This is a genomic window from Pseudidiomarina woesei, from assembly GCF_001418345.1.
Taxonomy (GTDB): domain Bacteria; phylum Pseudomonadota; class Gammaproteobacteria; order Enterobacterales; family Alteromonadaceae; genus Pseudidiomarina; species Pseudidiomarina woesei.
In genome coordinates this window covers 36,518-59,970 of sequence record NZ_LIPW01000001.1, presented here as the reverse complement: position 1 = coordinate 59,970, position 23,453 = coordinate 36,518, and the positions used below count along the sequence as shown (strand labels likewise).

Below are 23,453 nucleotides of genomic sequence, written 5' to 3'. Positions count from 1 at the left end.
ACTTCTGGGCAATTGGTTTGACCAATATCAAAGAAATTGACAACCAAGGTGGTACCCTAATCCTGCCTAAATTTCTCAATACGGGAGGTTGTTATGTCCCCTGTCATTCGCAAACATGCCGATGTTATCGCCATTCTTCATGCGCCAGAAACATGGAGTAACCAGGTGTCTTCGCACCTGAACGTACCCAATGGTATGGATGCGCCAGAGCATACGCTGTACCGCAAGCTCATTGAACCATTTTTCGATGCACAAACACTGCACCGGTTTGAGCCGGTTCTTAAAGCTATCGTCGCCAGATTATTCCGTGAACTGCCGGAAGAGTTTAATGTTGAAAGCGATCTTGCTTACCCCTTTGCGTTGCAAGCGCAGTGTGCATTTATGGGCTGGCCGCGCAACCTTGAAGCGGCTTTACTGCAGTGGATACAGCGCCAGAAAAAAGCCAGTGCAGCAGGCGACAGAGAAACCATGCACCAATTAGCCGCTGAGTTTAGCCAACTGATGGTGGCCGAATTTGATCGCGCTCGTGCCGGTGAATACCCAGTTGATAGTGTAACTTCAAGGCTGGTTCATCTGCGTATTGAAGGCGAGCCGTTAACCGACGAATACCTAGTCAGCATTGTGCGTAATTGGACTGTTGGCGAACTTGGCACTATTGCCAATGCAGTGAAAGCCATTGTGAACTTCTTAAACACTAATCAAGTTGTACGTAAACAGCTCACCCAAGCACCTGAGCATATTGACCATGCCGTAGACGAAATACTTCGTTTTAACGCACCGCTAGCAAGTAACCGCCGCCGCGCTGTGTGCCCCATGCACATCAACGGCCAAGCGGTAAAAGCCGACACCGTGGTTACGCTTGACTGGGGCGCAGCCAACACCGACCCCGAGGTATTCGAGCAACCACACCAGTTTCGTTGGGATCGCGACCCGCGCGACAACTTATTGTACGGCGCCGGCATTCACGTCTGCCCCGGCGCACCGCTCGCGCGCTTAGAACTGCGCGCCTTTACTCAAGCCCTGCTCACCCACACAGCCCATAGCCCGGCCCACGCATCACCGTAGCCCGGCGTTTCACGCCGGGTAGCGCGCAGCGCTGTAACCCATCACCGTAGCCCTAAAAAAATAATCATTGATCCAAAAAATGAATCATGGTTCACTTCTTGCTATCGATAATTAGATAGCAAGAACACCATGGCCTATCGCGAAACAACTCAAATACGCCAGCGTAAGCAGGCAACCCAAGAAAACATTCTTAGCAATGCACTCACGTTGCTGAACGAAGTAGGATTCAGTGGCTTGCAAATGGCCTCTTTGGCCAAGCGCTGTAACCTAGCTACAGGCACCCTGTATCGCTACTTTGCCAACAAAGAAGCCTTATGTACCGCCGTATTTGAACACGCCACAAATATTGAGGTAATCCAAGTTCAGCGGCAGCTTAGCGCCCCCGAAAAACCGATACCCGAGCGCATTGCTAACGCATTAACCACATTTGCAAAACGTGCCCTTCGCGCACCTGTCACTGCATGGGCTTTAATTGCAGAACCCGTTGAGCCCGCAGTTATTGCCGCACGCTTAAAATATCGAGAACGCTACGCCGACTTATTCGCCCAAGCTATTGAACACGGCATTAGCGAACAAAGCTTACCACCACAAAATAGTGCGTTGAGCAGCCGCGCTTTAGTTGGAGCCATTGCTGAAGCTTTAATTGGCCCATTAGCCCATCAGCATGAGCTCGAACCGAATAGCGCAATTTTGGAAAGTGTACGCTTTTGTCTTCAAGCAATAACAGCGCGGCCTCACTCGTGTGTGTAAAACAAACATATGGAGAACAAAAATGACTATTCCAGACCAGTATCTCGCTCAAACCCACACGGTAGAAAACCAACCACCAGAGCTTGAAAACTATAACTTGTACGCCGAAGATAAAGCATTGCAAGAGGCAGTAAAGCGCGAAGGTGCAAGCTGGGCTGAACAAGACATTGCGCGCTTTGGTGCTGAATGCGGGCTACCTGAGCGCATAGCGCTGGGTTTTGCGGCTAACGTCAATAAGCCGCAGCTTGTTACCCACGACCGTTTTGGCAACCGCGTTGATCAAATCGACTTTCATCCCAGCTATCACCAGCTAATGGATATTGCGATAACTGAAGGTTTACATGCCAGCCCATGGGCTGCTCCCAAACCGGGAGCCCATGTCGCGCGTGCCGCCAAATACTACTTGCACACCCAAGTAGAGGCTGCTCATGGCTGCCCTATCACTATGACCTTTGCCGCCATTCCTGCCTTGCAACATCAACCCGATTTACTGGCTAAATTTGGTCCTAAAATAATGGCGCCCGAATACGATAGCCGAAACGTACCCGACAGCGTGAAACGCGGGCTCACCATTGGAATGGCAATGACTGAAAAGCAAGGCGGCTCAGACGTGCGCAGCAATAGCACGCGCGCCTACCCTATTGCAGCCGAAGGTTCTGGCGAAGCATATGAGTTAGTGGGTCATAAGTGGTTTGTTTCAGCACCAATGTGCGATGCCTTCTTAGTTCTGGCGCAAACAAACAAGGGCCTATCATGCTTTTTACTGCCACGCTGGCGCCCAGACGGCACCAAAAATGCACTACAAATTCAGCAATTAAAAAACAAGATGGGCAACGTCGCTAATGCCTCCAGTGAGTGCGAATTACGTGGCGCGTTGGCGTGGATGGTTGGCGAAGAAGGCCGTGGCGTCCGCACAATTATAGAAATGGTTTCTATGACCCGCTATGACTGCATGATTGGTTCATCGTCAGGCATGCGTCAAGCCACTGTGCAAGCTATTCACCACGCTAGGCATCGCCAAGCCTTTGGCGCTCACCTGGTTGACCAACCCCTCATGCAAAATGTGTTGGCCGACTTAGCGCTGGAAAGTGAAGCTGCCATGACCTTAACCATGCGCATGGCTCGCGCAATGGACCAGCAAAGCAATGAGCACGAGCGCTTACTAGCACGCATTGCCACACCTATCGGCAAATACTGGATTTGCAAACGAACACCGCAACATGCCTACGAGGCCATGGAAGTTATTGGCGGTATGGGCGTGATGGAAAATACCATGATGCCGCGACTATTCCGCGAATCACCCGTCAACGCGATTTGGGAAGGCAGCGGCAATGTGCAATGCCTTGATATGCTTAGAGCTATTCAAAAAGAACCTGAAGTGCTTGAAGCGTACTTTAATGAACTGGCGCGCGCCGGCAGTACCGATCAGCGCTTTGACGCCTTTGTAAATAACCTTAAAGCCAGCTTTAGCCGAACTCCGGCAGACCAATGGCAATATCAAGCACGTCATTTCGCCGACCATATGGCCTTGGCATTGCAAGGTGCGCTGCTGTTACAGCACGCACCGAACGAGGTTGCCGATGCGTTTTGTGCCAGCCGACTTAGCGCTCATACCACCGCCAATTACGGTTGCTTGCCTAGCGGCCTAAACTTAACAAATATTATTAACCGGAGCTTCGCATGATTATTCCAGCCTACGTTGCCCGCAATGCGCGCAAATACCCAAAGCATGAAGCCGTGATTGATGGCTCATTACGCGCTACTTGGCAACAACTTGAGCAACACGTCAATCAGTTTGCCGAGCATCTTGCCTGCGACCATCATATAAAAGCTGGTGATCGGGTATGTTTGGTATTGCCCAACAGCTACACCTTTATTGTGGCGCATTTCGCAGTTCAACGGCTAGGCGCTATCGTATCGCCGATAAACGTTAAATTAACCGCCTCTGAACTGGCATACATATTTGAAAATGCTGACGCAAGTTTGGTGATTACCTGCGATTTAACGAGTAGCCATGCGCTTAAAGCCTGCTCCGAGCTTAAACTAACTAGCCTGGTTATTAACAACATCATTGACCATGTAGCGCAATACAGCAGCGGTCGAACGTTTACTCAACTCGATCAGCAAGCATTGTTTGAACCAGCAACGCTGCTTTACACGTCAGGCACTACCGGGCGACCAAAAGGCGTATTGTTCAATCACAAAGCACTATTATTTGTCGGGATGATGTTTGCCACCGAAATGCACTACCGCCCGGAGAGCCGATTACTATCGTTAATGCCATTTACCCATTCAGCCCCATTAAACTTGACCTTAGTTGGCGGTACGCTAATTGGCAGCACGCATATAGTCGCCCCCACATTTACCCCTGATCTTTTGCTAAACCTAGTGCAACAAGAACGCGCCACCCACTTTTTTGGCGCACCTGTAGCCTACTTGCTCACCGCCCAACACCCTGCCATACAAAAAACTAATTTAAGCAGCATGACCCACTGGATTTATGGAGGTGGACCATTGGCCGGCGACCACGCCCGACGCGTACAGCAGGCATTCGGCAGCGACCAATTTTACTGCGTATATGGCCTAACCGAAGCGGGCCCAACCGGCAGTCTGTTGCTACCTAATGAGCATGCAGAAAAAGCCGGTTCTGTCGGCCAACGAGCGGCTGCTTTTACCGAGATACGGGTGGTCAACAAAAATGGTGACATTTGTGCTAACAACGAGCCTGGGGAAATTCACATTGGTGGTGAAGGTGTCATGACCGAATATTGGCGCAATGAGCAAGCCACTCAAGACATATTTACTAACGACGGATGGATACGTACCGGCGATATTGGTCTGCGCGACGATGACGGATTTTATTGGGTTAAAGATCGTATTAAAGATCTGATCATTAGCGGCGGCGTTAACGTGTACCCTCGTGAAGTTGAGGACGCTTTAGCAAGCCACCCTGCTGTGCTTGAAGCCGCTGTCATTGGCGTACCGCACGACGAATGGGGAGAAACCGTTAAAGCATGCGTGGTCTTGCGCGAAGCCATTGAAGAAGAAGCCTTGCGCGCGCACGTAGCTGAACGCCTCGCCGACTACAAATGCCCACGCGTATACGCATTTATGGACGAGCTGCCCCATAACGCCAACGGCAAAGTCCTCAAACACCAACTGCGCTAACCCGTAACCCGGCCCACGCATCACCGTAGCCCATCCCTCCATCACCGTAGCCCATCCCTCCATCACCGTAGCCCGGCGTTTCACGCCGGGTAGCGCGCAGCGCTGTAACCCTCGACACCACCACCAATCTTTAATACCATCCATAACCGATAACTAATAACTAATAACTAATAACCAACGAGGAAGTACTCGTGTCATCCAAACCAACCCCAGCCAACGAAACTGGCGGCTTTATCGCTTTTGTCGAACGCGCCGGCAAGCGTATTCCCGACCCCGTTATTATTTTTATCTATTTCTTAGCAGCAGCCCTCCTGCTCACCTGGGCCATTGGCGGCTTAAGCTTCACCACCTACGGCGGCGACGGCCAACCCATTGAATACGAAATTCGCAACATGCTGGCCACCGAAAACGTGGTGTGGCTTTTCGACAACGCGCTACTGGCTAACTGGCTTGGCTTTGGCGGCGGCGTCCTCGGCGTTATTTTAATTGTTATGCTTGGTGTCGGCGTTGCTGAAAACTCCGGTTTATTCGCCGCGATTTTGAAAAAAGTATCGCGCGGATTACCGCTAAATTGGTTGCCGCTGTTCCTCGTATTTATTGGCATTATGAGTTCAATCGCAACCGACGCCGGCTATCTCATTCTGATCCCATTGGCCGGCCTGTTATACGCCGGGCTTGGTAAAAACCCATTGATTGGTATGGCTGCCGCTTTCGCCGGCGTTTCTGCCGGCTTCAGTGCCAACTTAATTCCGGCCACGCCAATTGATGTCATTATTGGCGTAAACGCCAAAGTATTCGCTGAATCACAAGGCATTCCGTTTGTAAACGCCGCTGGCGAAGCCCTCAAACCAGCCACTATGAACTATTACTTCATTTTGGCCTCAACCTTTATTCTTGGCGGCGTTGGCGCGTGGGTTACCCTAAAATTTGTGCAGCCACGCCTAGAACAAAAGCCCTACACCATTCCAAAAGAGCTTGAATTAGGCGACTTCGAAGTCTCCCCAGCAGAAAAGCGTGGCCTACGTGCCGCAGGTATTGCATTAGTGGTGGCCCTCATTGCCATTTACGGCCTAGCTGTTGGCCCATTGGCGCCCTATGAAAACGCTCAAGGCGCCACGGTAACGCCATATTTAAATAACGTTATTTTGCTTATTACCTTTGTGTTTATTGCCGTCGGTGTGGCTTTTGGGGTAGCTAGTGGTAACTTCAAATCACTGCAAGACGTGGTAAAAGCCATGGTTAAGCAAATGGACACCATGGGCTACATTTTGGTGCTCACCTTCTTCTGTTACAACTTCTTGGGCGTATTAAGCCACAGTGGCCTTGGCGCATATATCACCTACCTAGGCGCCACGCTGTTGACCAACTTGGGCCTACAAAGCTTCCCGGTATTGCTACTTATTGGTTTTATTATCGTAACCGCCATTATCAACATCTTTGTTGGCGGCCTAACTTCAAAGTGGATGCTCTTAGGGCCAATTTTTATCCCGATGCTGTATTTGGTAAATAGTGAAATGACGCCTGACTTAGTCGCCGCGGCTTTCCGCGTAGCCGACTCGTCAACCAATATCATCACTCCTATGATGAGCTACGCTGGCATTATCTTAGCCTTCATGCGCAAGTATAATCCGCAGCTTACCTTTGGCGAAATGATAGCCATGATGGTGCCATATTCATTGGCCTTTATGGTGGTGTGGACAGCCCTCTTGGTCGCGTTCTTCAGCTTCGGCATACCACTAGGCTTTTAGTGGTTGGTTGAAACTTACGCAATTGAAACGCGGTGGCGCAAAAACCACTTGCACCACCGCAGCGTAATGACTAATATAGCGCCCGTTCGCATTCGTGAACGTCAGCAATACAATGTGCGTCCGTAGCTCAGTTGGTTAGAGCACTACCTTGACATGGTAGGGGTCGGTAGTTCGAGTCTACTCGGACGCACCATCTTTCTAAAGTTCCAAACCCTTTGAATTTATTGACTTGCAGCCGTATTAGTTGGCTTGATGCTTTGTGCGTTTTTGTGACCATTTTGGAGCTTGTGACCAAATGGTGACCAAACGGTGACCATGGTCGATTTTTAATATAAAAGCATTAAGTGTAGAACCTGAGTTCTGAAACACATCGTTTAGATGGTAACAAGTGAATAATTATTCAAAGCTACCTAGTTTGAATGATTTACTTATTCTTTTGAATCAGATCTTGAGCTCTCTGAGTCATCACGGGCTTGATTGTCTTCGGAGTCATTGTTCTGTCGAGCCTTTGCATTACGCAACATCCCGTTGCCGGCCTTATTTATTTCTGCCGCAAATTTTTGTGCTTGACCGACCAAGCCACTTTGAGATTCGCGAAATGCCCTCATTGAAGGGTTACTCTCTATACTAGCCATCTGTGCCGCTGTCTTTAAAATATCACTGTTCCAATATTTTTGAGCCTCTAGCATGCTTTGAAAACTAGGGTTAGCCTCGAGGGCTGCTAACTGGTTAGCGACAGAACCAGCTATTCCCGTACCATATAATTGGAAGTAATCTCGCAGTCTATCGGAAAGAATAAGTTGCTGCTCTTCTAAATTAATTTCATCTATTTCTTCACGTGAAAGCTCGATATCTAGATCAATACCGTTAACCTCAGCAAAATCTCGAATACCACCTAATGTTTCATCAAATACGAAAATCTGCGGCGAATTTGGTAACGCTTTGATTTCTTGCATTAGAAAAGCATTTAGAAACAAGGATTTTTCATGTTTTGTAGCAAAATCACTATCACTGGTTATCAGCCATAGTTTGGTTTTGCCACGCAATAGCACCTGTGGCAGAACGGAAAACCTGGGCACGCGAGTTGCAGGTGCAGTATAACGCGAGCGTTGTAAAGTGCTGTGATGTAGTTGGCATTAGCCGTACCGCTTACTATTACGAGCCAAAATTGACCGATGATGACGAAATCATTGATGCCTTGAATGCTTTAATCGACAAGCACCATCGGTGGGGGGTTCCCGAAGTGCTTCAAACGCCTTCGAAAGCTAGGCCACCGCTGGAACCACAAGCGTGTTTATCGTGTTTATACTGAGCTAAAACTGAACCTGCGACGCAAAGGCAAAAAGCGACTGCCGAACCGTAACCCAGAGCCGTTAGCTGCACCGAATGCACTGGGTAAGTCCTGGTCAATGGACTTTATGAGCGACAGCTTGCACAACAAAGTCAGGTTCCGCACATTTAACGTGATTGACGACTTTAATCGCGAAGTTTTAGGTATCGATATTGCGACCAGCATGCCGTCGTTGCGCGTCATACGCTATCTTGACCAACTTGCTGAGTGGCACGGTTACCCTGAGAAAATTCGGGTAGATAATGGCAGCGAATTCACCTCGGAAGTGTTTGTAAACTGAGCAAAAACGCATGACATTATGATTGATTACATCAAGCCTGGTTGCCCATACCAGAACGCATACATTGAACGGTTTAACCGAACGTATCGCGACGATGTACTCGATTGCTACATTTTCAACAACCTGAACGAAGTGAAGCAAATAACCGAAGATTGGATTGAGCTATACAACAACGAACGACCGCACGATTCACTCAATGACATGACGCCATTTGAGTACCGAAATGCGGCATAAATACTCTACGAGATGACTGTGTTAGAAATGGGGTATTTACATTTCTTCCACTATCCTCACACTCATTGTCATCCCGGTATTCTATACGCTGGTGAAACAGCATCGATTAAGGCCTCGTTAATCAACGGATGGTGGATGAGGGGGCACAAGCTGCTGAAACATCTGTTCTTCAGCAGCTTGTGTTATCAGAGCATCATTCCGTGGGTTATCGCCCCATTCAATCGCGTGAGCCACGAAGCCGGAGAGCGTTGAAAACCACCGATGCCGAGCTGAGACTCATTGCGAGTGCGGCGAACATGGGTGAGAGCAGAATACCCGTGAGGGGATACAACACACCGGCTGCGATCGGGACGCCAAGCGCATTGTAGATAAACGCGAAACCCAGATTTTGCTTCATATTAGCGACGGTACTATCGGAAAGGTGCCGTGCGGTGGAGATTCCACGCAAGTCGCCTTTGACCAGGGTTACCTGAGCGCTGTTCATGGCAACGTCTGTACCCGTCCCCATGGCGATACCTACGTTAGCCTTTGCGAGAGCCGGGGCATCGTTAATCCCGTCCCCAGCCATAGCTACAATACAACCTTCAGCTTGAAGCTGTGTGACGAGGTCAAGCTTGTCAGCAGGTTTGACTTCGCCGTGCACTTCGTCGATTCCCAATTCCTTGGCAACAGCGTTAGCCGTTGCAATACCATCGCCGGTTGCCATGATGATACGAATCCCCGCTTGCTGGAGATCTCGCACTGCTTCCAGCGTGCTCTGTTTGATCGGGTCGGAGACAGCCAACAGGCCTGCAAGTTGGCCATCCGAGGCGAGATACATGACACTCGCACCTTTTTCGCGCAATGAGTCGGCGATGTTTGTCAGGTGGGTAACATCAATCCCGTCTTGCTGCATCAGAGCTGTATTGCCCAGGACCAGCGACTTACTATCGACTTGGCCACGAACGCCGATGCCGCTACCTGATTCAAAATCGTCGACTGCACTGAGTGTGAGGCCGCGCTCGCGCGCCGCGTTCACAATAGCGTCGGCAAGTGGATGTTCACTGCCTTGATCGAGGCTCGCTGCAAGACGTAGTACTTCATCGGCAGTTATGTCACCTGCCGGAATTGCTTGTTCAAAAGCCGGACGTCCTTCAGTCAATGTGCCGGTTTTATCAACAATCAGAGTATCGACTTTGCGGAAGTTCTCAATCGCGGCGGCATCGCGAAACAGCACGCCTTGCGTAGCGGCTTTGCCGGTTGCCACCATGATGGACATGGGTGTGGCCAGCCCCAACGCACACGGGCAAGCGATAATCAGCACCGCAACAGCATTTATCAAACCGTACACCCAGCTCGGTTGCGGACCGAAGAATCCCCAAACGAACAGAGTTGTTATGGCGATGACCACTACAGCCATAACGAAGTAACCGGCAACCAAGTCAGCCATGCGCTGCATGGGAGCGCGCGAACGCTGCGCCTGCGCTACGAGCTGCACAATCTGAGAGAGCACTGTGGCAGAACCCACTTTCTCTGCCCGAATCACAAGAGCGCCTGAAGTATTCATCGTCGCGCCAATCACCTTGTCTCCGGGCCGCTTGCTTACGGGGAGTGGCTCTCCGGTCAACATCGACTCATCCAATGAGCTATTACCTTCCTCTACCGTGCCGTCAACCGGGACTTTTTCACCAGGGCGAACGCGCAAGCGATCACCTTCATGTACGTGATTCAAAGGCACATCTTCCTCAGTGCCATCCTTGTTGATCCGCCGTGCTGTCTTAGGCGCCAGACCGAGCAAGGACTTGATGGCAGCTGATGTTTTCGAGCGTGCCCTCAACTCAAGCATCTGACCCAACAATGTCAGCGAAATAATGACAACTGCTGCTTCAAAATAGACTGAAACGCGGCCCATCGACATGAAAGTTTCAGGGAATATGCCCGGTGCTATCGTCGCGATAGTGCTATAGATAAACGCCGCTCCAGTACCAAGGCCTATCAGCGTCCACATGTTCGGGCTGCGGTTCACTACTGATTGCCAGCCCCGTACAAAAAATGGCTGCCCTGCCCACAACACTACCGGTATTGAAAGAACGAGTTCGATCCATGTTTGCACGCTCATGCTGAACCAGCCAAGCTGCGGGCCGAACATAGCAAGTATTGTCACGATGACAGTAAACGGCAGCGTCCACCAGAACCTGCGTGAAAAATCTTTCAACTCTGGATTGTTATCATCATCCAGACTGGGCATCAATGGCTCAAGAGCCATGCCACACTTTGGACAGGTTCCCGGGTGATCTTGCAGGATCTCCGGATGCATAGGGCAAGTGTACGTCGTGCCGGGCTCATGCGGCGTTGTATGTTCCTCCGACTTGGTGGGATCGAGGTACTTTTCCGGGTCATCACGGAATCTACCCAAACACTTGGTGCTGCAAAAATAGAAAGACTTACCCTCATGCTCCATGTGATGGGATGAATTCTCTGTAACTCGCATGCCGCACACGGGATCTGAGAGCGGCGCATCTGTGTGCGACGGATCCACGTGGTGTGGATGTTCTGATTGATTCTGCCTCATAACAACTAATCCTCTCGAGGTATGTGCCAAATTCCGTATATGCGTGCGTATAGCCTCATGACTGCATACATTTACTTCTTTTCAGCACCACCTTAACCCATTGGATGTACTGGTCAACTAAATCCGGACACATTTTTAAACAATAATTCATGGTTAACTGGCGACCTGCCGCCGTTGGCCGAATGTAGTCGCTCCAGGTGGTAGTAACGGATGTAAGCGGCCACATCCCTTTTCATATGTTCACGTGTCGGTTGTGACACTTTAAAGAGCCAATCATGTTTCAGGCTGCCAAAAAATCGTTCAACAACTGCGTTGTCCCAGCAGGCGCCAACGTCGCCCATACTCGCTCGCATACCAAAACGCTGAAGCTGCTTCCGGTACCGCTTGCTGGTGTACTGCGACCCGCGGTCGCTATGGAACACCAGCCCCTTGCTCGGCCTGCGCAGGTTGTAAGCCGTAATCAGAGCCCGCAGCACCAAACTGGTGGTCATCGTTTTATCAATTGCCCAGCCCACGATGCGCCGCGAATACAGGTCCATCACAACCACTAGATACATCCAGCCTTCGCCGGTGCGGCAGTAGGTCACATCGCCCGCCCAGATCTGATTCGGGCCCACTGGGTTGAAATTCTGATTCAGCAAATTGCCCGCTACGCTGTCGCTGTGTTTGCGCTTGGTGGTTACTTTGTAAGCCACGCGCTGCGTCACCTTCAAGCCTATTTGATCCATAAGCCGGCGAACCCGGTATCGGCCAATTTCAAAGCCTTCCGCGCGAAGTGCCTTCATCATTTTCCGGCTGCCCAAGCTGGATCTGCTCGCTTTGAACAGTTCCTTGATCCGGCGGCGAAGCTGCAGCTCTTGAGCGCCAATCAGCTTGCCCGGGCGCTTGCACCAGTCATAGTAAGCCGACTTGCTGACCTTCATAACCCGACACAGAGCCCTGATTGGGTAGTTGCCAGATTCGACCTTGATGAATTCAAACTTTACTTTATTTCTTTCGCGAAGAAGGCTGATGTAGATTCAAGTCATCAACGCAACACCCTTATCAATCATGTGTGACGGTGTCATAAAGCTCAATGTTTTTCTCGGTCTCTCGTTTAATTGGGTCGCTACGTTGTTAAGAACTTCCTGTGAATGAACAGATAAATCAGTTTTTCTTGGGAAGTATTGCCGAACCAAACTATTAGTATTTTCGTTTGTGCCTCGTTGCCATGGTGATTGGGGGTCGCAAAAGTAAACGGGTATACCAATTTCTTTTGTTAGATCAGCATGCTTAGCCAGTTCCATACCGCGATCCCAGGTGAGCGATTTCCGGTATTCTGCCGGCATCTGCTTAAATATTTTTAACAGCGCCCGGTAAACCGACTCCGCGTCTTTGCCAGCTAATTTCAATAGGATAGTTACAAGCTATTTCCCGTAAAGTACCAACGATAAAACCGTCACTCACTACATATCCGAAAATCGATTCGCAGTGTGCACCATTCGTTTAATTTCATTTTCTTCAACGTTTTTTACTGTTTCTAACAGCTCTTTTGCGCTGTCTATACCAACACGGGAATATAGGTGTTCATACAACTCAATGACTTGCTCATGATGGTTTACAATGTTCTCCATAATGTGATCAGTATCTAACTCTTTAAAAGGCGAATCACAGTGTCCATGCTCAACGATGGGATGTTTCCCAATATAGTCATAACACCAAGTGTCTAATGCATTTCGGTTTGCTGTACTCAAAAAACCTTCGACCATTAGCTCTAAGCTAGCCTCATGACCCGACACGTAGTTTAGAATCATCCGAGCTCGTTCATCTTGGTTTTGTTTAGAGCAGTGAGTAACACACTCCTTCAGGTTTTTGTGGAAATCAACGGTCCAACTCAGCACATCTTTGATTGTTTCTATTTGCATTTTTTATTCCTTACCTATAATTAATCGTTACTTTCGTTTGCTTTTGTTAACTGGCGGACTTCTGTGACAACTCCACGGTGTATGTTCCGAATTATCTTTAATATTTTGGTCAATAAACTTGTAGTACTCTTCTTTCAGATGAGTCCACCACCCACTATTTATTTCAACACCAAACTTCCTGAGCTTTTCCTCTATAACATTGAGATCCACTTTAGAGGCATCATAAGCTACCAATAACAAGTTACGCTCAGAGTCATAGGCAACGCTATCGAGACCAACCAAGCGATCGATTTCGTTAATCGCTTCGCGAACTTTTTTCACACTCTCAGTGTTTAGCTTTAATGTGCGATTGACTAAGTTAATTTCCCGCACTCCGGCTCTATGATCGTTATTTGACATCAATACTGTCCTGTTAATTAAAACTACCAATACGTTTCAGGCAACATTTGCTCGGTGTTAACTTTGTAACGAAAGCTCTTTATTAGTGGCTGCTCGTTTATCGTGAACTGTAAATATCGAAGAGTATTTGCTTCACATCACCTTTATAAGACAAGGGATGTGGCAAGTTGCTAGGAGAGTTTATCGAGGTGTCGAATTGAATAAATACTAGAGGTGAGTTCGCAGAGTTACACTCTTCATCCATAGAGCATTTATCAACTACGCAGCAATAACAGTCGTCAATGATAGATTGCTCACTTTCATCGCAATGAAAGTTATCTTTGCTTTCGTTGCTAACATCCATATGGCTAACACTTTTTTCGTGCTGTACATTGGAAGCATTGTTATAAGGAGGAGCGGCTGGGAAGGATAGCTGTATCACTATTCCTAACATAAGCACAACTAAAAATTTTGCTTGAAACATATGTGCGCTCCTATTGCCATGCTATAAATTAGCATACTACCCCCTGCACATCATTGATCGAGATCAAAGATGCGCAGGTGATATTTACAGAGTAAGGTATCATCTAACCTTAACGTCTTTCTTTCGCCACAAATAGTAAACAGCAGGTAATACGAGCAAGGTTAAGATAACAGCGCTGATCATTCCTCCAACCATTGGCGCCGCTATTCTACTAACCACCTCAGCCCCAGTCCCTGTACTAAACATTATAGGCAATAAACCAGCAATTGTAGAAACGGCCGTCATCATGACGGGGCGAACACGAAGTCCTGCCCCTTCCATTACAGCAAGAGAGAGACCCTCTTTCGTTAATGCTTTACCATGCTCTAACTGACTTTTTTCATATTCATTATAGGACTGGTTTAAGTAAGTCAGCATTAGTATTCCTATTTCTACAGTGACACCTGCTAGAGCTATAAAACCAACCGCTACAGCAACTGAGAAATTATAATCTAAAAGATACATTAGCCAGATTGACCCCACCAATGCGAGAGGCAAAGTTCCCAATATAATGGCTATTTCTGTAACGTTTCGAAAGTTCATATATAAAAGAACGATAATAATCGCGAGCGTTAACGGAATCACGTAAGTCAGTTTTTCCTTTGCCCTTTCCATATATTCGTACTGCCCGGACCAGGTAACTGAATACCCTGCTGGCAACTCGAGTTCTTGTTCTACAACCTTCATTGCTTTTTCAACATAAGTGCCGATATCAACGCCCTCAATGTCGACAAAAGTCCAGCCATTAAGTCTTGCGTTTTCGCTTTTAATTGCCGGCGGTCCAAGTTCAACGTAGACATCAGCCACATCCGCCAAACTAATACGCTGCCCGTTTGGCGTAACTAAAGGTAGCTTCTTTAATTCTTCCGGCGAATCACGGTAATCTTGAGGGTAGCGCAAGTTTATTGGGTAACGTTCAAGCCCTTCAATGGTCTCTGAAACATTCATTCCACCAATAGCCGTGGCAACAACCTGTTGAACATCCTCAATGTTCAAACCGTAACGTGCAGCCTGCTCTCTTTTTATGTCGACTTTGACATAGCGTCCACCAGCCACTCGCTCTGAATAAACAGAAGCCGTACCATCGACATCATCAAGTATCGTTTCAAGCTGCTGACCGATCTTCTGAATTTCATTAAGATCAGCTCCGGCAACTTTTATACCTACCGGCGTTTTTATACCTGTCGATAACATATCAATGCGAGTTTTAATGGGGTATACCCACGCATTGGTCAGCCCCGGAAACTTTACAAGCGCATCCAGTTCTTTTTTCAGCTTCTCAGTGGTCATCCCGTCTCGCCACTGATCTTTCGGTTTCAGTTGAATAAAGGTTTCAACCATCGTTAGGGGTGCCGGGTCAGTTGCGGTATCCGCTCGGCCAATTTTGCCAAAAACCGTCTTCACTTCTGGTACTGTTTTTATGAGCTTGTCGGTTTGCTGCAACAGCTCCCTTGCTTTACCAATTGATAATCCGGGATAGGTAGTGGGCATATACATCAAATCGCCCTCATCCAAATCTGGAATAAATTCACTACCAATTTTGTCAATCGGCCAGACACCAACGGCCAGGATAACAAGCGCTCCGACAACTGCTGTCTTGGGGTATTTCAAAATGCCTTTTAAAAGCGGTTTATACCCGGCGATCAATAACCGATTAAGCGGGTTTTTCCCCTCAGGTGTTACCTTTCCTCTGATAAAATATCCCATCAACACGGGGATAACGGTAATCGCTAAGGCTGCACTGGCTGCCATTGCGTAAGTTTTCGTGAAAGCAAGCGGAGAAAACATCCGCCCTTCCTGGGCTTCTAAGGTAAATACCGGCATAAAGCTGACGGTAATAATGAGCAAGCTAAAGAAAAGAGCAGGGCCCACCTCTGAAGCAGAGGCGGCAACCACCCGCCAGCGGTTCTCTGCTGTCAGTGGCGTTTTTTCCATATGCTTATGCATATTTTCAATCATGACGATGGCACCATCGAGCATAGCGCCAATAGCGATTGCGATCCCTCCAAGTGACATAATATTCGCGTTAATTCCTTGCCAATACATGACAATAAACGCGGTTAAAATACCCAAAGGCAAGCTGATAACGGCAACCAGCGAGGAGCGGACATGGAAGAGAAATATCACACAGATAAACGCGACAATAGCGAGTTCTTCTACTACACTTTTCCAGAGACTTTCCACGGCATCCGAGATAAGCCCCGAACGATCATAGACAGTGACTATATCGACACCTTCTGGTAGCCCAGACTTTAATTCTTCCAACTTTTGTTTAACGCCATCAATCGTTTTTTGGGCATTTTCTCCGAAACGCATTACCACAATACCACCCACGGTTTCTCCCTCACCGTTGAGTTCGGCGATACCGCGTCTCATTTGGGGGCCCACACCCACATCAGCAACGTCTTTAAGCAATAATGGCGTGCCATTTTCATCAACGCCAAGCGGGATACTCTCTAAGTCTGACACACTATCAATATAGCCTGAGGCCCGGACCATATACTCAGCTTCCGCCATTTCAACCACCGACGCCCCCACTTCCCGATTGCCTCGCTGGATAGCATTTTGTATGTGAGCAAGAGGAATATTGAATGCGCGCAGCTTCTCCGGATCCACTTTCACCTGGTACTGCTTGACCATCCCGCCGAGGGCGGCAACTTCCGAAACCCCCTCGACCGTTTGCAGTTCATACTTTAAAAACCAATCCTGCATACTGCGTAACTCACTCAAATTGTGGTTACCCGTGCGATCAACCAAGGCATACAAATACACCCAACCAACCCCTGTTGCATCAGGGCCTAATTGCGGTCTTGCATTAGAAGGCAGTTTCGGAGCAACCTGAGACAAATATTCCAGTACTCGCGAACGCGCCCAGTAAGCGTCTGTATCTTCGTCAAAAATGATATACACATAGGAGTCGCTGAAAAACGAATATCCACGGACGGTTTTAGCGCCGGGGACAGACAGCATAGCGGTTGTTAATGGATAGGTTACTTGATCTTCTACCACCTGCGGCGCTTGACCCGGATAGCTGGTTTTAATGATCACCTGGACATCCGACAAGTCCGGCAGTGCGTCTACGGGCGTATTCTTAACCGCAAAAGCACCAACACCCACGAGGATTAATGTCGCCAGAAGAACGAAAAAACGGTTACTCACTGACCATCGAATGACTGACTTAATCATGGTTATGCTCCTGCTCTGTCACTTGTTTTTGCTCTGGAATATGAATCGATGTGAGCTGGTACTGTTGCTTCCCGACTTGCGTTATTTCCGCATGCAAGGATAACCCCGTGCTAAGCTGAGAAAGTTCAACATCCGAAGCAACATCGAAGTCCATCGTCATTGCAGGCCAGTCCCATTCAGAAATCTCACCGTGCTCCAGCGTAACCATCGAGTGCTGAGGCATAACATTTTTAACGGTTGCTTCAACCCAGACAGCTTGAGCTGCTGTGTCACTTGACATGCTGCCATGGCTCTCGTTATCAACATGCGTGTCATGTTGCATGCGCTTAAAGTCAGAGGACTTACTGGACTCAGAATCAATCAAAAACTGAGCTGAAGTAACGATGTCATCACCTGCCATGAGACCCGATAAAATTTCAACTCGCGAGCTCCCTAACCGCCCAACATCAACATTAACTGATTTAAATTTCCCATCACCCAGTGCCAGGACAACTCGGTTCGAATCACCCATTCGGATAAGCGCTTCTTTAGGGATGATTAAGTTTTTGTCGCCTAAACCAGCCTTAATGTTAAGATTCGCAAACATGCCCGGTTTTAAAAAACCATCTGGGTTGTCGAAGAGAATTCGAACTTGTCCCGTCCGAGTTTTAGAGTTAAGTGACGGATAGACATAATCAACCTTTCCTTGCCACTCTTTACCTGGAGCATACTCAAGGTTCATTTGAACGTCATTGCCTACCTCAACCTGGTTCAATTGCCGCTCAAAGACTTCTGCAATAACCCAAATTTTATCCAGTTGAGCAATGGTCATTAAATTCATACTCGGCGTTACAAACGCACCTTCACGCACAGTCAGTCTATCCAATACCCCGGACTGCTTTGCTTTTACCGTGATTGTTTTCTGAATTTTACGAGTTTCTTTTAACTTCTTAATCTCAGATTCAGAGACTTGCAGAGCTCTTAAGCGTTCTTCAGCGGCATCAATTAGCACCTGATTACCTCTTTGCGAGGCCAATACAAGCTCCTCTTGCGCATTAACCATTTCAGGAGAGTAAATACTGTATAAAGGCTCGCCGGCTTTAACCGAGTTACCAACCGCTTTTACGAAAAGCTTCTCAATCCAGCCTTCAACACGAGGACTTACTGTTAATACTCGGTCCTCATCAAACTGAACATAGCCAACTGTTTCGATATCTAGGTTGAGTCTCGAGGACGTGACGGTTGCAGTTGTAACCCCAAGGTTATTAATAACGTCGGGATCAATTCTCACCGTACCAGGTGAACTCTCTTCTGCATCATCGCCATAGTAAGGAATAAGGTCCATCCCCATTGGAGACTTTCCTGGTTTGTCTCGGCGATAATTGGGATCCATCGGAGCCACCCAATATAACGGCTCTTTTTCTGCATTGCCCGATGAACGATCAGACACTTCAGTCGATTGCATTACATAGCCAATAGCGCCAGCGCCAACTGCAAAGCCTACAGCTAAACTTATAAGAGATTTGGTGACTGTTTTCATTTTACACTCCTGAAAGTAATAAGTAGTTTGCTTCGGCAATCAATTTTTGGCGGTTGATGGCGATTGCTAATGCATCAATTTTTGCGTCGATTTCCGCAATCTGTGACCGTACCGCCTCGGCAAAGTCGCCATCATCATTGTTGTAGGCAGTCAATGCGGCTTCAGACTGGGCGGACATTTGTGGAAGTAGCTCTTCGTGATATAGGGCAGCACGTTCATTCAAACGGTTCAGTTCTACAAAGGTACTGCGTAAATTGGCTATTAACTGCCTGGCAACCAATAACTTCTCAGTTTTTTTTGCTTCCGTTTTAAACTTTGCTGAGCGTACCTGCTTATCCTGTTTGTTATCAGTAAATAAAGGGACATCGAACGTAACCCCGACTGACAGCAAGTCGGCACGATCATTGCCGCTTGGATCGTCGTTTCTATGGCCATATTTCAGATTGGCTGACCATTGCGGTTTATAACCTTGCTGAGCGAGCTCGACAGACGTCTCCGACGCCAAAATGTCTTGATCGATCGCTTGCAAAACCGGGTGTTCTTTTATCAATTCGTACAAGGCTTGTTTCGGTATTGTCGAAGGTGATAGCAATGTCTTCTTCAGCGTAAGACTCGGAAGGTCATCCGGTAACCTTGATTTCGCTATAACACCTATCCATTCCGACAGTTCGCTTAGAAGTCGCTCCTCTTTTTGTCGCAGTGACGTCAACCTATCATCCAGGCGTGTAAGCTCAAGTTGGGCTCTAATAACATCTTGCTGCCGTGCTTTTCCCTCGGTACTGGTATAACTCGCCTTAGCCGTCGACACTAACTGTTCAAAAAGCGCTCTATCCGATTCAATCAAGCGAATACTTTGCTGAGAGAAAAAAACATCTAACCACAACTTCGTGACCGTTGTTTTGACCTTTGCAATACGATCCGCTCTCAAAAACGGTTGTTTTTGAGCTAATTGGTTTTTCTGCTTACGAGACAACGATAAAGTGTCTCCTCTGGGAAATGCTTGTGAAACACCGACGACTAACTGGGTCATTCCTTCCTGTCTTGAACTAAAACTGTCAACCGGGAAACTGGCAGCCGTGAGCGATATTTGAGGGTCAGGCAAACTGGAAGAGGCTATCGCTTCACTCGCGAATGCCTCTTGGGTTTGCTTACTTGCCGTTAACCAAGGATCTTCTTGTACAGCGATACTCACTGCTTCTTGTAAATTCAAAAGTGGCTCTTGCGCACTAACAACATTTGGCACTACTGCAGTCAGAACACCTAAATAAGCCATTCTTCTTAAAAGTTTCATATTGTTACTCTCAAAAACTGTGAATTTTTAGATTCAACACAGACCAAGCTATGAATCAGAGCGTAACGAGGACGACGATCGGCGTCGTAACAACAATGAGCGAACCAAAGCTTATAGCTGTGCTTTTACCTGGACGATAAACGCGCCAGGAGCGAGAAATTTAGTACTTTTTAAGAGTAGATTGGGGGCCGAAATAGCACAAGAGAGTGCTTTTCTTTAATATTCGTATCTAAGAATGAGGAAGCGTTAAAAACCAGCTTCTCACTAGGCGGAACGGTGGATTGCTCAGAATAAACGACAGTAATTGACGGGCTGTAACAATGACGCATCATTGAATCAGAGCAACAGTTATCGGTAAGAGAATGTGACACTTCGCAATCTGCAAGATCGCAAACTTGCTCAGTAGGATCGTGCATACATGCCTTTTCCGTACTGATAGTTTGTGAAAATGACATTGTTGTTACTGCTAACAGCAGTAGGGCAATGATTAAACGATACATGCGAAGGTTCACTATAAAAACATGCTTGCATTGTATCTCTTTTGGCTGATAAAGATCAATCAATTAAAGGAAGTACCCATAACGAGGTAGTCAACCCAGATGGTGATACGACTTCTACATCACCACGCATATTTATTGGGGTAAGCGGATTAAATGGTTGATCTTACCTTTGCATGAGAGTGAGACAGACCGGCATCTCATCGGATTATCTGGTTGATGCTTCACCTACTGCTGGTGCATGTTTCCTTCGCTAATTCCAGCAAGAACCCCACACGCCTCAACTTCCCGGTCATCGTTGCAACTCGCTCTCAGTGAAACGAGTTGTTTCTCAAGCGCTTGCAGAGCGGTTATCTGCGACCGCACATGAGAGATGTGATCATCGAGCAAGGCGTTGACGGCGGTACAAGGCTGATGAGGGTCGTCCTGATAGCTCTGTAGTTCGTGAATCTCAGCCAGTGACAGGCCTAGGATTCTGCAGCGACGGATGAAGGCCAGCCCCTCACCATGCTTCTCGGTATAGACACGGTAACCGTTGTCCTGCCGATCAGGCGGCGGCAACAAGCCCTGCTGTTCATAGAAGCGGATCGTCTGTGTTTCGACCCCTACCAACTGCGCCAACTGACCAATGCGCATCAGCCTCCTCCCCAACGGATTCTTTACTCTATTGACCTTATAGTAGCTTTATAGTTTAAAATGGTACCACAACATTGTTCAAGTGGAGTCGTATCATGAGCAAATCCTGTGGTGGCGCCTGTGGCGGTGATGCAACGTCCGCAGCGGATACCGATATACAGGCCTCCTCCGAGGCGCCAGGGAGATGGGTCAGTGTTTATGCCGTGCCGAAGATGGACTGTCCATCAGAAGAACGAATGATTCGCCTAGCCCTGAACGGCTTTGAGGAGATTCGGGCGCTGTCCTTCGACTTGTCGAACCGCCGGCTGAAGGTCGTGCATGACGGCGAGATCGAGCCCGTCACCTCGAAACTGAAAACCTTGGGGCTAGGCGCCTCGCTTCAGGAAACCGTCACTGCAAATCCGGAGACCATCAAGGCCGCCGAGTTTTCGGCAGCTTCTGCTAAGCAAGAATCCGGGACCCTGCGCTGGTTGCTCGGCATCAATGCACTTCTGTTCGTGGTGGAAATGACTGCCGGTCTGATCGCCCGGTCCACCGGCCTGATTGGAGAATCCCTGGACAATTTTGCCGATGCGGCGGTGTACGGGCTTGCCCTTTATGCGGTTGGACATAGCGTGAAAATGCAGGTACGTGCCGCGCATCTTGCTGGTGTACTGCAACTGATCTTGGCTGTGGGCGTGCTCGTAGAGGTGGTGAGACGCTTTGTATTCGGTAGTGAGCCTGAATCGCTGGTGATGATGGCTATCGCATTCGTCGCATTGATTGCCAATACCAGTTGTCTGCTGCTCATATCCAAACATCGGGAAGGCGGGGCGCACATGAAGGCAAGCTGGATATTCTCGGCCAACGACGTGGTGATCAACCTGGGGGTCATCACCGCCGGCGCCCTGGTCGCGTGGACCGGTTCCAATTATCCGGATCTGATTATCGGCACCATCGCGGGGGGCATTGTACTTAACGGTGCCAGACGCATTTTGGCGTTGAAGGGTTAAATAATGCTCATTATTGGCAAAAAGCTCTCGCCGTATGCCCTATTGTCCATATCGGGCCTGCTGGCAGCGTCTGATCAGGCTGTAAAGTGGCTGGTGCAGCAATCAATGGCCTATGGCGAGTATGTTTCGGTGACCCCGTTCTTTAACTGGGTGCACCTATGGAACACCGGTGCCGCATTCAGTCTTTTTGCGAATGGTGGAGGCTGGCAGCGCTACTTTTTTATCGGAATCGCGGTAGTGGTCTCGATTTTTCTGATCAAGCTGATCCTTGAAAATCGTCATAAAGGAGAAGCCATCGCTTACAGTCTTATCCTCGGTGGCGCCATGGGCAACTTGATTGACCGGGTCTTTCGCGGCTATGTTGTGGATTCCTTTGATTTCTATTGGCGAGACTGGCATTGGCCGGCCTTCAACCTGGCTGATATTGCAATTGTCCTCGGTGCCTTACTTTTCGTTTCCAGCAGCTTGTTGGGTAAAAAAGCAAACACCAATGCCGAGCCGGATGGATCTGACTGACACCTACGCCTATACAACACCATGACCGAACTTCCCGACAACATCCTTCACCTGCCGCAATACCAAGTACTGGGCTGCAAATCAACCGACGACGAAATGCACTTCCAGGTGGACGTGCCCGATCCCATCGCCTGCGAGGAATGCGGCGTGCAGGGTGAGTTCGTACGGTTCGGCAAGCGTGACGTTCCCTATCGTGATCTGCCCATCCACGGCAAGCGGGTCACTCTCTGGGTGGTCCGCCGCCGATACACCTGCCGGGCCTGCAAGACAACATTCAGGCCCCAGCTACCGGAGATGGTGGACGGATTCCGTATGACACTGCGGCCAAGGGAGACCGGAAAATCCTGCTGAAACGCGCTCACGAAGTCTCAGACCGGGAGCGCCTCATCATGGAGACCTGGACAGGCGCGTTCCCGCAACTGCTGGCCGCCTACGAGCACAAGGAGCGCTTCTACGGCATCTGGGACGCCACCACACGGCTCCAGGCAGAAGCCGCCCTGGACGAGTGGATAGCCACCATCCCGAAGAGCCAAAAGGAAGTCTGGAGCGATTTGGTCAGGGCAGTGGGAAACTGGCGCGAAGAGACCATGACCTACTTCGAGACGGACATGCCCGTCACCAACGCTTACACGGAGTCCATCAACCGACTGGCCAAGGACAAGAACCGTGAAGGGCGCGGTTACTCCTTCGAGGTGATGCGGGCACGAATGCTCTACACCACGAAGCACAAGAAGAAGGCACCGACTGCGAAGGTCTCTCCTTTCTACAAGAAAACCATCGGTTACGGACTGCCGGACTTCGCAGAGGAACTCAACTACGGAGTCGATCTATCAACCATCTGAGGGTGGTATCAGATTGATGCGG

General features: G+C 48.7%; 18 protein-coding genes, 1 tRNA gene and 3 pseudogenes. 11 read left to right on the top strand and 11 right to left on the bottom strand.

The annotated features are described in order from the left end of the window. Positions 1-93: 93 nt before the first annotated feature. The 6 genes from ASC40_RS00305 (at position 94) to ASC40_RS00280 (ending at position 6,924) form a co-directional block, all read left to right on the top strand. Positions 94-1,065 (top strand): cytochrome P450, encoded by a 972-nt coding sequence (locus ASC40_RS00305; protein ID WP_055437805.1) that lies wholly within the window; start codon positions 94-96, stop codon positions 1,063-1,065. Positions 1,066-1,194: 129 nt separating this feature from the next. Next, complete coding sequence (locus tag ASC40_RS00300; protein WP_072243342.1) at positions 1,195-1,815, top strand: TetR/AcrR family transcriptional regulator; 621 nt, start codon at positions 1,195-1,197, stop codon at positions 1,813-1,815. A 22-nt stretch (positions 1,816-1,837) separates the two neighbouring features. Beyond that, entirely contained in the window at positions 1,838-3,499 is a 1,662-nt protein-coding gene (locus ASC40_RS00295; RefSeq protein ID WP_055437804.1) for an isovaleryl-CoA dehydrogenase, read from the top strand. Next, the gene (locus ASC40_RS00290) at positions 3,496-4,983 is read left to right on the top strand and encodes a class I adenylate-forming enzyme family protein (protein WP_055437803.1); all 1,488 of its coding nucleotides are present in this window, start codon (positions 3,496-3,498) and stop codon (positions 4,981-4,983) included. Before ASC40_RS00295 ends, ASC40_RS00290 begins: the two co-directional genes overlap by 4 nt. Positions 4,984-5,174: 191 nt before the next feature. Then, positions 5,175-6,731: an AbgT family transporter gene (locus ASC40_RS00285; protein WP_055437802.1), complete on the top strand. Its 1,557-nt coding sequence runs from the start codon at positions 5,175-5,177 to the stop codon at positions 6,729-6,731. 116 nt (positions 6,732-6,847) lie between these two features. Then, positions 6,848-6,924: transfer RNA gene (locus ASC40_RS00280), tRNA-Val, on the top strand. A gap of 235 nt (positions 6,925-7,159) precedes the next feature. Here the strand turns inward: ASC40_RS00280 and ASC40_RS00275 are convergent. Next, positions 7,160-7,777, bottom strand: a complete 618-nt coding sequence (locus tag ASC40_RS00275) for a hypothetical protein (RefSeq protein ID WP_141656081.1) — start codon at positions 7,775-7,777, stop codon at positions 7,160-7,162. A 177-nt stretch (positions 7,778-7,954) separates the two neighbouring features. Between ASC40_RS00275 and ASC40_RS12070 the strand changes: the two genes are divergently transcribed. Next, positions 7,955-8,362 (top strand): DDE-type integrase/transposase/recombinase, encoded by a 408-nt coding sequence (locus ASC40_RS12070; RefSeq protein WP_342666837.1) that lies wholly within the window; start codon positions 7,955-7,957, stop codon positions 8,360-8,362. 18 nt (positions 8,363-8,380) lie between these two features. After that, the gene (locus ASC40_RS11710) at positions 8,381-8,596 is read left to right on the top strand and encodes an integrase core domain-containing protein (protein WP_082432412.1); all 216 of its coding nucleotides are present in this window, start codon (positions 8,381-8,383) and stop codon (positions 8,594-8,596) included. A 217-nt stretch (positions 8,597-8,813) separates the two neighbouring features. Here the strand turns inward: ASC40_RS11710 and ASC40_RS00260 are convergent, their stop codons facing one another. From ASC40_RS00260 to cadR, 10 genes and pseudogenes are all read right to left on the bottom strand, one after another. Beyond that, complete coding sequence (locus ASC40_RS00260; protein ID WP_072243341.1) at positions 8,814-11,147, bottom strand: heavy metal translocating P-type ATPase; 2,334 nt, start codon at positions 11,145-11,147, stop codon at positions 8,814-8,816. Between the two features lie 113 nt (positions 11,148-11,260). Then, a pseudogene (locus ASC40_RS00255) lies at positions 11,261-12,154 on the bottom strand (IS3 family transposase); the annotation flags it as partial. Between the two features lie 12 nt (positions 12,155-12,166). Further along, positions 12,167-12,547, bottom strand: a pseudogene (locus tag ASC40_RS00250) (IS30 family transposase); the annotation flags it as partial. Positions 12,548-12,592: 45 nt separating this feature from the next. Continuing rightward, complete coding sequence (locus ASC40_RS00245; protein ID WP_055437797.1) at positions 12,593-13,051, bottom strand: hypothetical protein; 459 nt, start codon at positions 13,049-13,051, stop codon at positions 12,593-12,595. 27 nt (positions 13,052-13,078) lie between these two features. Then, on the bottom strand, positions 13,079-13,450 hold the full coding sequence (locus ASC40_RS00240; RefSeq protein WP_055437796.1) for a cation transporter: 372 nt from the start codon (positions 13,448-13,450) through the stop codon (positions 13,079-13,081). A gap of 97 nt (positions 13,451-13,547) precedes the next feature. Further along, positions 13,548-13,913, bottom strand: coding sequence for a hypothetical protein (locus ASC40_RS11945; RefSeq protein WP_055437795.1), 366 nt, complete (start codon positions 13,911-13,913; stop codon positions 13,548-13,550). Between the two features lie 99 nt (positions 13,914-14,012). Beyond that, on the bottom strand, positions 14,013-17,138 hold the full coding sequence (locus ASC40_RS00230; protein ID WP_055437794.1) for an efflux RND transporter permease subunit: 3,126 nt from the start codon (positions 17,136-17,138) through the stop codon (positions 14,013-14,015). Further along, the gene (locus tag ASC40_RS00225; RefSeq protein ID WP_055437793.1) at positions 17,131-18,657 is read right to left on the bottom strand and encodes an efflux RND transporter periplasmic adaptor subunit; all 1,527 of its coding nucleotides are present in this window, start codon (positions 18,655-18,657) and stop codon (positions 17,131-17,133) included. The genes ASC40_RS00230 and ASC40_RS00225 overlap by 8 nt, the downstream gene beginning before the upstream one ends. A gap of 1 nt (position 18,658) precedes the next feature. Then, complete coding sequence (locus ASC40_RS00220) at positions 18,659-19,948, bottom strand: TolC family protein (RefSeq protein ID WP_072243340.1); 1,290 nt, start codon at positions 19,946-19,948, stop codon at positions 18,659-18,661. A gap of 725 nt (positions 19,949-20,673) precedes the next feature. Then, positions 20,674-21,081 carry a Cd(II)/Pb(II)-responsive transcriptional regulator gene (gene cadR, locus ASC40_RS00215; protein ID WP_004364961.1) on the bottom strand — a complete coding sequence of 136 codons (408 nt, stop codon included), beginning with the start codon at positions 21,079-21,081 and terminating at the stop codon, positions 20,674-20,676. Positions 21,082-21,176: 95 nt separating this feature from the next. Here cadR and ASC40_RS00210 point away from each other — a divergent pair, with 95 nt between their 5' ends. The 3 genes and pseudogenes from ASC40_RS00210 to ASC40_RS00200 all read left to right on the top strand — a co-directional run bounded on the left by ASC40_RS00210 (position 21,177) and on the right by ASC40_RS00200 (position 23,431). Further along, on the top strand, positions 21,177-22,073 hold the full coding sequence (locus ASC40_RS00210) for a cation efflux transmembrane domain-containing protein (protein WP_055437792.1): 897 nt from the start codon (positions 21,177-21,179) through the stop codon (positions 22,071-22,073). Positions 22,074-22,076: 3 nt separating this feature from the next. Beyond that, positions 22,077-22,589 (top strand): signal peptidase II, encoded by a 513-nt coding sequence (lspA, locus tag ASC40_RS00205; protein WP_004863699.1) that lies wholly within the window; start codon positions 22,077-22,079, stop codon positions 22,587-22,589. A 21-nt stretch (positions 22,590-22,610) separates the two neighbouring features. Further along, a pseudogene (locus ASC40_RS00200) lies at positions 22,611-23,431 on the top strand (transposase). The last annotated feature ends 22 nt before the right edge of the window (positions 23,432-23,453 follow it).

What these genes read in the sequence shown, in the direction of transcription:
- ASC40_RS11710 (WP_082432412.1), top strand. Translation starts at nt 8,381, where the DNA reads ATGATTGATTACATCAAGCCTGGTTGCCCATACCAGAACGCATACATT.
- ASC40_RS00245 (WP_055437797.1), bottom strand. Translation starts at nt 13,051, where the DNA reads ATGCAAATAGAAACAATCAAAGATGTGCTGAGTTGGACCGTTGATTTC.
- ASC40_RS00210 (WP_055437792.1), top strand. Translation starts at nt 21,177, where the DNA reads ATGAGCAAATCCTGTGGTGGCGCCTGTGGCGGTGATGCAACGTCCGCA.
- ASC40_RS00225 (WP_055437793.1), bottom strand. Translation starts at nt 18,657, where the DNA reads ATGAAAACAGTCACCAAATCTCTTATAAGTTTAGCTGTAGGCTTTGCA.
- ASC40_RS00230 (WP_055437794.1), bottom strand. Translation starts at nt 17,138, where the DNA reads ATGATTAAGTCAGTCATTCGATGGTCAGTGAGTAACCGTTTTTTCGTT.
- ASC40_RS00295 (WP_055437804.1), top strand. Translation starts at nt 1,838, where the DNA reads ATGACTATTCCAGACCAGTATCTCGCTCAAACCCACACGGTAGAAAAC.
- ASC40_RS00220 (WP_072243340.1), bottom strand. Translation starts at nt 19,948, where the DNA reads ATGAAACTTTTAAGAAGAATGGCTTATTTAGGTGTTCTGACTGCAGTA.
- cadR (WP_004364961.1), bottom strand. Translation starts at nt 21,081, where the DNA reads ATGCGCATTGGTCAGTTGGCGCAGTTGGTAGGGGTCGAAACACAGACG.
- ASC40_RS00300 (WP_072243342.1), top strand. Translation starts at nt 1,195, where the DNA reads ATGGCCTATCGCGAAACAACTCAAATACGCCAGCGTAAGCAGGCAACC.
- ASC40_RS00240 (WP_055437796.1), bottom strand. Translation starts at nt 13,450, where the DNA reads ATGTCAAATAACGATCATAGAGCCGGAGTGCGGGAAATTAACTTAGTC.
- ASC40_RS11945 (WP_055437795.1), bottom strand. Translation starts at nt 13,913, where the DNA reads ATGTTTCAAGCAAAATTTTTAGTTGTGCTTATGTTAGGAATAGTGATA.
- lspA (WP_004863699.1), top strand. Translation starts at nt 22,077, where the DNA reads ATGCTCATTATTGGCAAAAAGCTCTCGCCGTATGCCCTATTGTCCATA.
- ASC40_RS00290 (WP_055437803.1), top strand. Translation starts at nt 3,496, where the DNA reads ATGATTATTCCAGCCTACGTTGCCCGCAATGCGCGCAAATACCCAAAG.
- ASC40_RS00260 (WP_072243341.1), bottom strand. Translation starts at nt 11,147, where the DNA reads ATGAGGCAGAATCAATCAGAACATCCACACCACGTGGATCCGTCGCAC.
- ASC40_RS00305 (WP_055437805.1), top strand. Translation starts at nt 94, where the DNA reads ATGTCCCCTGTCATTCGCAAACATGCCGATGTTATCGCCATTCTTCAT.